The organism is Mesorhizobium sp. M7A.F.Ca.ET.027.03.2.1, assembly GCF_003999175.1.
Taxonomy (GTDB): domain Bacteria; phylum Pseudomonadota; class Alphaproteobacteria; order Rhizobiales; family Rhizobiaceae; genus Mesorhizobium.
This window is the reverse complement of the sequence record NZ_RZOM01000135.1, coordinates 1-8,789: the sequence shown is the minus strand read 5'-3', so window position 1 is coordinate 8,789 and position 8,789 is coordinate 1. Positions and strand designations below refer to the sequence as shown.

Here is an 8,789-nt window from a genome sequence, read left to right as displayed (position 1 = left end):
CACTCACCAACCTTGTGCGTGAAGAAATCACCGCGCATGAAAAACTGCCGCTGCGCTATACCGCGCTGACGCCGTGCTTCCGAGCGGAAGCACGGCGTCAGCGCGGTATAGCGCAGCGGCAGTTTTTCATGCGCGGTGATTTCTTCACGCACAAGGTTGGTGAGTGGGACCTCGGCGGTGGGAATCAGGCCAAGCCTGCCCTCCCCGTGCGGCGCGAAGAACAGATCTTCCTCGAACTTCGGCAATTGGTTGGTGCCGAACAGAACATCGTCCTTGACCATCAACGGCGGGATGACTTCTTCGTAGCCATGTTCGGTCGTATGCAGGTCCAGCATGAACTGGCCGAGCGCACGTTCCATCCGGGCCAGTCCGCTTTTCAGCACCGTAAAGCGCGAGCCCGACAGCTTTGCCGCGCGCTCGAAATCCATCATGCCGAGCGCTTCGCCGATCTCAAAATGCTCCTTCACCCAGTTCGGCCGCGTCGGCACCTTGCCGACGAGGTGCTTGACGACATTGTCGTGCTCGTCCTTGCCGACAGGCACGTCGTCGAACGGCACATTGGGCAGCACCGCCAGCGCATCGGTCAGCGCCTTGTCGAGCTCGCGTTCGCGCGCCTCGCCGTTCTGGATGAAGACCTTGATCTCGCCGACTTCGGCTTTCAGCTTCTCGGCCAAGGCGGCATCGCCCGAACGCATGGCGTTGCCGATCTCCTTCGACGCGGCATTACGGCGCTCCTGCTTGGTCTGCAGCTCGGTGACGTGCTCGCGCCGGGCCTCGTCCGAGGCGATCAGCCCGTCGACCATGGACTGCGCCTCACCGGCCGACCACGAGCGCTTCACCAGCGCCTCGACAAGGGCCTTCGGGTTGTCGCGAATCCATTTGATGTCAAGCATGGTTTGAAACGCTCCTGGGTAGCATGTCGCCCAAAAGTGCACAGCGATTTGGGACAACGACATGCTCAAAACAAAACTGAAACGCATCGCTTTGAGCGCGATGCGTTTCAGCCAGAGGGCGTAAACCGCATCCGAGATCGATGCAAGAGGACGGGGCGACGACTGTGTTTTTCCGCCGCTGCAGCCGCTCTGTCGCCTATGAGGAGGCAGGTGCCGGGGGCTCGTCCGGTGCTTTGTCCGCCACCTCTTCCGCCGCGTCCTGCTTCTCGCGTGCCACGCGCTGCTTTTCCCGATCGCGCTCGATCAGCCGGGCAGCCCAGATGGACACCTCGTAGAGAAGGATGGTCGGGATGGCCAGGCCGATCTGACTCATCGGATCGGGCGGCGTCAGTATCGCCGCGACGACGAAGGCAATGACGATCGCCCATTTGCGCTTCTCGGCCAGTCCCTTGGACGAGAGCATGCCGACCCGTGTCATCAGGCTGGTCACCACCGGCAGCTGGAACACCAGGCCGAAGGAGAAGATCAGCGTCATGATCAGGCTGAGATATTCCGACACCTTCGGCAGCAGCGAAATCTGCACCTGATCGTCGGTGCCGGCCTGCTGCATGGCGAGGAAGAACCACATCACCATCGGCGTGAAGAAGAAATAGACCAGCGATGCGCCCATCAGGAACAGGATCGGCGATGCGATCAGGAACGGCAGGAAGGCGTTGCGCTCGTTCTTGTACAGGCCGGGCGCGATGAACTTGTAGATCTGCGTGGCGATCAGCGGAAAGGCGATCACCATGCCGCCGAACATGGCGAGCTTGACCTGGGTGAAGAAGAATTCCTGTGGCGCCGTGTAGATCAGCTCGACCTTGTGCGGATCGAGCCCTGCCCACTGCGTCGCCCATTTGAACGGCACGACCAGGAGGTTGAACAGTTTCTTGGCGAAGAAGAAACAGACCAGGAAGGCAACGAAGAAGCCGCCCAGCGACCAGATCAGCCGCCGGCGCAACTCGATCAGATGCTCCATCAGCGGCGCGGACGATTTCTCGATCTCGTCCTTTTCGGTGTCCGAAACGCTCACTTGGCGGCTCCCGCCGTCTTCTTGGCCACCGGCTTCTTCACCGCTGCAAGCTTCGGTTCGGCTTTCGCCCCCATCTTGGTCGCTACAGTCTTGGTCGCCACGGCTTTGGCCGCGACAGCCTTGGCCTCAGCGGGCGTCTTGGCCCTGGGCGCTTCAGGCTGTGCCGCCGTCATGGCCTTCGCCTGCGTCTTGGACGCAGACGCTGCCTTCGCGGCAACCTTTGCACCATTTGCCGAAGCTTTTGCAGCCGGCGTCGCTTTTGCCGGTGCAGGCTTGATTAGTTTCTTCGCCGCGGACGCCTTCGGCGCCGCAACGGGTTCCGCCGGCGCTGACGAGGTCACCACCGATTCGTCGGTCATTGCCGGAAAAACCGGCGCTGCTGGCGCTGCTTCCGGCCCGTTGACGCCAGGCATGGTCGTTGCACCGTTCTTCAACGGCTCGGCCGCTTGCGGGGTCGAAGCGACAGAGCTTGCCGGATCGGCTGCCGGCTTCGGCTTCATCGCCGCATCGACGCCGGAGCGAACGTCGGCCGCGGCCTGTTCGAACGGATTGAGCTGCTTCCTGATCTCAGCCATCGGGCTCATGCCCCTGAGCTCGTCGACGGACTTCTTGACGTCGTCGAGCTCGGCTTCCTTCAGCGCCTCGTTGAACTGTTTCTGGAAATCGGACGCCATGGCGCGCAGCTTCGCCGTCGTGCGGCCGAAGGTGCGCAGCATATTGGGCAAATCCTTGGGTCCGACGACCACGATCATGACGATCGCGATGACCAGCATTTCGGTCCAGCCGACTTCAAACATGGCACTCTGTTCCGACTAGAACCTTGGGCTCAGCTCTTGCTGGCTTTTTCCTTCGCGGCCGCAACGGTCTCGTCGGCACGATGTTCGACGGTGCGCTTGTCTTCGGCAACCTCGTCGTCGGCCATGCCCTTCTTGAAGCTCTTGATGCCCTTGGCCATATCGCCCATCAGCTCGGGAATCTTGCCGCGGCCGAACACCAAAAGCACGATCACCAGCACGATCAGCCAATGCCAAATCGAAAATGAACCCATAGCAAATCTCTCTCGAATGTTTTCCCTGGCGATGATCTATGCGTTTTCGCGTTGGGATTCAAACACAACTGCGACAGAGTTTATGAAAGGGTGACGGATGTCACGCATTTTCGACGGGAACGCCCGCTACGAATCCGCGCATCCTCATCAAGTTGGCCGCCAATGCCAGTCAATCTTCCGTGACGCGCGGCGTCAGCAGGCCGAGTTCCTCGAGATCGATGTCGGTCAGCGCATCCTCGTCGTCGGTCAATGCGTCGGGATCGGCCGGCGGCTGCGGAATGGAGAAATTCGACGGCATGCGGCCCGAAAGCAGTCCAGCCCCCTTCAGTTCCTCCATGCCAGGAAGATCGCGGATCTCTTCCAGCGCGAAATGGTCGAGGAAGGTCTCCGTCGTGCCGTAGGTCACAGGGCGTCCGGGCGTCTTTCGCCGGCCGCGCATGCGCACCCATTCCGTTTCCAGCAGCGTGTCGAGCGTACCTTTCGAGGTTTCGACGCCGCGGATGTCCTCGATCTCGGCACGCGTCACCGGCTGGTGATAGGCAATGATCGCCAGCACTTCGAGAGCCGCGCGGGAGAGCTTCCTTTGCTGGACGGTATCGCGGCTCATCAGGAAAGCCAGGTCGCCGGCGGTGCGGAACGCCCAGGCGTCGCCGACACGCACCAGATTGACGCCGCGCCGCGCATAGATCTGCTGCAGCTCGGCCATGGCTAGGGCAATGTTGATGCCGTCAGGGAGGCGTGCCGCGAGCTGCTTTTCGCTGACGGGTTCGGCGCTGGCGAACACGATCGCCTCGGCCATGCGCACGGCCTCGGCCAGATACAGCCGCTCGGCCGGGTTCTGTAGCTGCTCGGCCGGATCCCGGGAAAGCGACTCCTCTTCGGGTGCATCGCCGACCTTGAACGGGATAACCGAAGCGTTGGCGCGTTCGCTCATGATGCCACCTCGACTGCCTTGATTGCCTGCGTGCGCCCGCGCAGGTAGATCGGCGCGAACGTCTGATCCTGCCGCACGTCCATCGTGCCGTCGCGCACCAGTTCCAATGTTGCCGCAAAAGAACTGGCGATTGCTGTGCGCCGCTCCTCGGGGCTGGTCATGTATGCGATCAGAAAACTTTCCAGCGCCGTCCAATCGCTTGCAGCCCCGACCAGGCGGGTCAGGATGTCGCGCGCATCCTTGAGCGACCAGACACCGCGCCTGGCGATCGTCACATTGTTGATCGCCTGCTTCTGGCGTTGCTGGGCATAGGCGGTCAAGAGATCGTAGAGCGAGGCCGAATAGGCGTTACGCTTTTCGACGATGACCATTTCCGGCATGCCGCGCGCGAACACATCGCGGCCGAGCCGGTTGCGGTTGACCAGACGCGCTGAGGCGTCGCGCATGGCTTCCAGCCGCTTCAGGCGGAACTGCAGCACCGCCGCCAGTTCCTCACCGCTTTCGCCCTCGTCGCCGGGTTGCTTGGGAATCAGGAGCTTGGACTTGAGGAAGGCCAGCCACGCCGCCATCACCAGATAGTCGGCGGCAAGCTCCAGCCTGAGCGCCCTCGCCGTCTCGACAAAGGTCAGATACTGCTCGACCAGCGCCAGGATCGAAATGCGCGCCAGATCGACCTTCTGGGTGCGGGCAAGATGCAGCAGCAGGTCGAGCGGACCTTCGAAGCCGGCCACGTCGACAACCAGCGACGGGTCGCCGGTAACGCGTGAATCGTCATTCTCGGCCCACAGACGGTCCATCGGTGCGGCCTTCGAGGCCTTGCTTTCCAATGTCTCCGCCACTCCGTCACTTTCCCTTTGCTATGCCACCGCATCGAAGTAGGTGGCGAATTCGGCACGTATTTCGGTTTCTTTGACCGTGTCACGGTTCTTTATATAGGTCAGCGCCCGCTTGGCGCGCTCCAACGACGTGCCCTCAAGCCCCGTGGTACGCGATGCGATGCCCGCCATCTCCTCGAAAACGCCGTTGCAGTGAAGGACCAGATCGCAGCCCGCCGCAAGGATCGATGCCGCCTTTGTCGGGAAATCCCCAGAAAGTGCCTTCATCGAGGTGTCGTCGCTCATCAGCAGTCCGTCGAAGCCGATTTCGCGCCGGATGATCTCGTCGATGACCTTGCCGGAGGTGGTCGCCGGATTGTTGGGGTCGATCGCGCTGTAGACGACATGGGCTGTCATCGCCATCGGCAGATGGCTAAGCTCCTTGAACGGGGCGAAATCATGCCGCTGCAGATCGCTGAGCGAGGCATTGACCACCGGCAGTTCGAAATGCGTGTCGGCAAAGGCACGTCCATGGCCCGGAATATGCTTCATGACCGGCAGCACGCCGCCCGACATCAGCCCTTCCGCGGCTGCGCGGCCGAGCTCGATCACCGGTCGCGGATCCTTGCCATAGGCCCGCGCGCCGATGACATCGCTGGCGCCTTCGATCGGCACGTCGAGCACCGGCAGGCAATCGGCTGTGATGCCGTAGCGCAGCAGGTCGAAGGCATGCAGCCGCGCCATCAGCCAGGCCGCGCGGGCGCCGGCATCATGATCGTCGCGCCACAGCGCGCCGAGCGCGCCACCGGCGGGATAGTTCGGTGCCAGCGGCGGTCGCAAGCGCTGCACACGGCCGCCTTCCTGATCGATGAACACCAGCGCGTCCGGACGCCCTATGCAGTCCCGCATCTCGGCGACCAGATCGCGGATCTGTTCGGTCTCGCCAATGTTGCGCGCAAACAGGATGAAGGCCCACGGGCATTCATTGCGATAGAAATTGATTTCTTCGCGGGTAAGCGATTTCCCGGCACAGCCGAGGATCATGGATTTTGATTCGGTCATGTCGGCAGTTTAGGGCTTTGTGCGATCAAAGGGAATCGCCAGGGATTCATCCGGGACAACGCCGGATCTGCTTTCCCCATGAAAAAAGCCGGCGCGATGGACCGCGCCGGCTTTTGATGGTCGGCTCCGCTTTAGCGCGAGACGAAGCAGTTGCCGCCGGCGGCCTTGTAGCTGGTGCACAAATTGATCGCGTCATTGCGTGACTGGGCCGGAACGCGCACGCGGTAGAACGTGCCTTTGCCGGCGATCTCGGCCTTGACGATGTTGGCGGTACGCCCGGCAAGCACACTGCCATAGCGGCGCTGCAGATCCTGATAGCTGGACTGGGCGCTTTCGACGGTCGGCTGCGAGGCGATCTGCATCGACCACGAGCCACCGCCGGCCGCGGTCGATGCCGGATCTATGGACGCAACCTGATCGGGCTTGACCTCGCCGACAACATCGACCGGCTGGTCGGACGGACGCTGCGGCGCGAGCGGAACCTTTGCCGGCGTGTTCGCCGATTGGGCCTCGGCTTTCTGCTTGGCGACCGGCTTGAGGGCCGGCTCGTCGTCCGCCTGGGCGGCGGCAGGCGCCACGGTGCCGGTCTGGTCCGCGTCGGCTTGCGCCGCCGGAGCAACATGCTGCGGCGCCGGATCGACCGGCTCGGTGGCGGCCACTAGCGGCGCGGCGGGCGCTGCCGGATCTTCACGCGGAACCAGCGAACCGTCCGACTTGACCACCATGGTCCTCACCTTGCGCGGCGCAACGGCGACGACATCGGCATTGGTGCCCTTGTCGGCATCCTGCAGCACCTGCGCAATGCGGTCCTCGGACTTGGGCGCGGGCGCCGTATTGTCGGCAGAAGCGTTGTCGGCCGAAGCGGCGCCGGCCATCGGCGCGGCATTGCCGACATCGGTTCCAGCGGCGGCTGCATTCTGGTCCGGCGAAAGGTCGATGGCGCGGGCCGGATCTTTCGCCTGGACGTCCACTGGCTCTTCGACGTTGGTGACCAGCTTTTCCTGGACCGGCTCGGCTGGCTTGGCGCCCCTGACCGCGTCGTAGACCTTGTTGTCCTGATTGGGCACCACGGCGCCGCCCGGATTCTCCGGCTTGACCTTGATCGGCGCGTTGTCGGCCTTGACGATGACAGGCGCTTCGCTACCGCCCTTGCCGCCAAAGGACAGCGCAAAGGCCCCGAGACCGCCTGCGACCGCGACCGCGCCGACAATCGCGGCGATGAACAGTCCGCGTCCGCGCGACGGCCTCGCGGCCTCACGCTCGCCGAGCCCCGGAACAGCCATAGCCTCGTCGAGTTCGGGATCGTAGTCGAGTTCATCGACGGTGAAATCATCGGCTTGGGAAGCCGGCTGGCTCCCTGGCAGACTGTCGAGGTCGAAGCCGGAGGCGTCGGCATAACCCGTGGGCGCCGCCGCGCGGGCGGACATGTCCATCGGCCGCGCCGCATAGGTCCGCGCTTCCGGCTCATAGCCCGGCTTGACCCCGTCATAGCCCGGCTTGACCCCGTCATATGCCGGCTTGAGGCTGTCATAGCCCGGCTTGAAGCCCGCGGCATAGGAGTCATCATCGTAAGACGCGCTGGCCACATTGCTCGTGGGAACAGGAGCGACCTCCACCGCGTTCATCTCGGAGAGAAGGCTGGAGAACTCCGCATCGAGATCGTCGTAGCCAGGCGACGCTGGCTGGTCTTCGTCGAAGTGCAGTTCGGGAATATCGAGATCGTCGGCCAGCGCGACGACACGCTCGGGTACATCGACCGTTTCGACGTCCGGCATGTCTTCGTAATGCGCAGGCTGGCGCGATTGGGGCGCCGACACCGGGGCAGCGGGAGCCACGGCCTCGACCGGCTCGGACGAACGGTAGGACGTCATGGCGGCGACTGCCGGCGCGGCGGCCACGGATGCCACCGAAGCGGCCGGCTGAGCAAACGCAGGCTGAGCACTGAATGACGGCTGCTGCGGAACGGGCGTCACGCGGCTCCACGAACGCGTCGGCTCCGGTTGGGAACGCTCCGCAAGCCAATCGAGAGAATCCGCCGAATTGTCCCGGTCAGCGGCTTCGTCACGCGGATCAAGATCCTTGGGCAAAGCCGCGTCGAACGCATCATCGTCGAAATCGACATCGCCAGCCGTGTGCCAAGTCGTATCCTGGAGTTCATCAAGCATAAGGTCGTCAATATCCGCATCGGCCGCTTGGGCCGTGCCAACATGCCGGTCCTGCTCAGGCGCGGGTTCGTCAAGATCCCAGTCGAGGTCGCCGACAAGATCGGCCGGTTCCTCGGCGGGCTCGGCAACAGGCGGCAGGGCGGCGACAGCCGGCTGAACCGTGACGGGCTCACTGGCCACCGGCGCCGTGCGCGCCGTCATGGCACCCAGCAGCGCATTCAACTCGTCTTCCAGGCTCCGTTCGTCCGCGGCCGGGGCATACGCCGCCGGCGCAACATGAGCCTCTGGCGCCGCCGGCTGGACCGTAGCGGCAGCAACCTCGGCGGCCGGCTCTTCGGCCGTTTCGGCAAACGCGTCGTCCAAACTTAGGTCGAAAGCATCGTCCGACATGCCTTCAGGGATGGGAATATCGCCGTTCGCGTCAGTGATATCGACAAGCGCATCATGCGCGTGCGGCTCGTCGAAGGCATTCGGCTCATCCGCGCGAACGTCGAAATCCATGTCGACATCAGCCATCGCGTCGTCGAAATGGCCGGCAAAGCTCTCATCGGAGATTGCATGGCCGCCGAATGGTCGTCGAGCACCAGCTCGTCTTCAAGCGAGACTGCCACCGCATCGTCGAATTCGTCATCGGAGGCAACTGGCTCGATAGAAGCGGGCGTGTCGGCAACGGCGTACTGGGCCTCTTCAGCGTACTGGGCCTCTTCGGCTTCCTCATCGATCCGGAGATCCTGGACGAGCTGGCCATTTCGCTCGACCAGGATCTCCGGATCGATGAGGAAGCCGAAGAGGCCCAGTAC

The 8,789-nt window shown here is 63.3% G+C and carries 6 protein-coding genes and 3 pseudogenes; 1 reads left to right on the top strand and 8 read right to left on the bottom strand.

Going from position 1 to position 8,789, the window contains the following annotated elements; translation table 11 throughout:
• Positions 1 to 14: 14 nt before the first annotated feature.
• Positions 15 to 95: pseudogene (locus EN750_RS39915) on the top strand (hypothetical protein); the annotation flags it as partial.
• Here EN750_RS39915 and EN750_RS41645 read toward each other — a convergent pair.
• The 8 genes and pseudogenes from EN750_RS41645 to EN750_RS08715 all read right to left on the bottom strand — a co-directional run.
• Positions 75 to 956 (bottom strand): annotated as a pseudogene (locus EN750_RS41645) (aminoacyl--tRNA ligase-related protein); the annotation flags it as partial. The pseudogenes EN750_RS39915 and EN750_RS41645 sit on opposite strands and share 21 nt — an antisense overlap.
• Positions 957 to 1,089: 133 nt before the next feature.
• A complete protein-coding gene (gene tatC / locus EN750_RS08745; RefSeq protein WP_127320714.1) occupies positions 1,090 to 1,965 on the bottom strand; it encodes a twin-arginine translocase subunit TatC in 876 nt (291 codons plus the stop codon).
• Complete coding sequence (gene tatB, locus EN750_RS08740; protein WP_127396171.1) at positions 1,962 to 2,762, bottom strand: Sec-independent protein translocase protein TatB; 801 nt, start codon at positions 2,760 to 2,762, stop codon at positions 1,962 to 1,964. Before tatB ends, tatC begins: the two co-directional genes overlap by 4 nt.
• Positions 2,763 to 2,791: 29 nt before the next feature.
• A complete protein-coding gene (locus EN750_RS08735) occupies positions 2,792 to 3,013 on the bottom strand; it encodes a twin-arginine translocase TatA/TatE family subunit (protein ID WP_023812188.1) in 222 nt (73 codons plus the stop codon).
• A 169-nt stretch (positions 3,014 to 3,182) separates the two neighbouring features.
• Entirely contained in the window at positions 3,183 to 3,947 is a 765-nt protein-coding gene (gene scpB, locus EN750_RS08730; RefSeq protein WP_127329507.1) for an SMC-Scp complex subunit ScpB, read from the bottom strand.
• Positions 3,944 to 4,744: a ScpA family protein gene (locus EN750_RS08725; protein WP_050596706.1), complete on the bottom strand. Its 801-nt coding sequence runs from the start codon at positions 4,742 to 4,744 to the stop codon at positions 3,944 to 3,946. Before EN750_RS08725 ends, scpB begins: the two co-directional genes overlap by 4 nt.
• 60 nt (positions 4,745 to 4,804) lie before the next feature.
• On the bottom strand, positions 4,805 to 5,824 hold the full coding sequence (gene nagZ / locus EN750_RS08720; protein WP_127396170.1) for a beta-N-acetylhexosaminidase: 1,020 nt from the start codon (positions 5,822 to 5,824) through the stop codon (positions 4,805 to 4,807).
• A 131-nt stretch (positions 5,825 to 5,955) separates the two neighbouring features.
• Positions 5,956 to 8,789, bottom strand: a pseudogene (locus tag EN750_RS08715) (SPOR domain-containing protein); the annotation flags it as partial.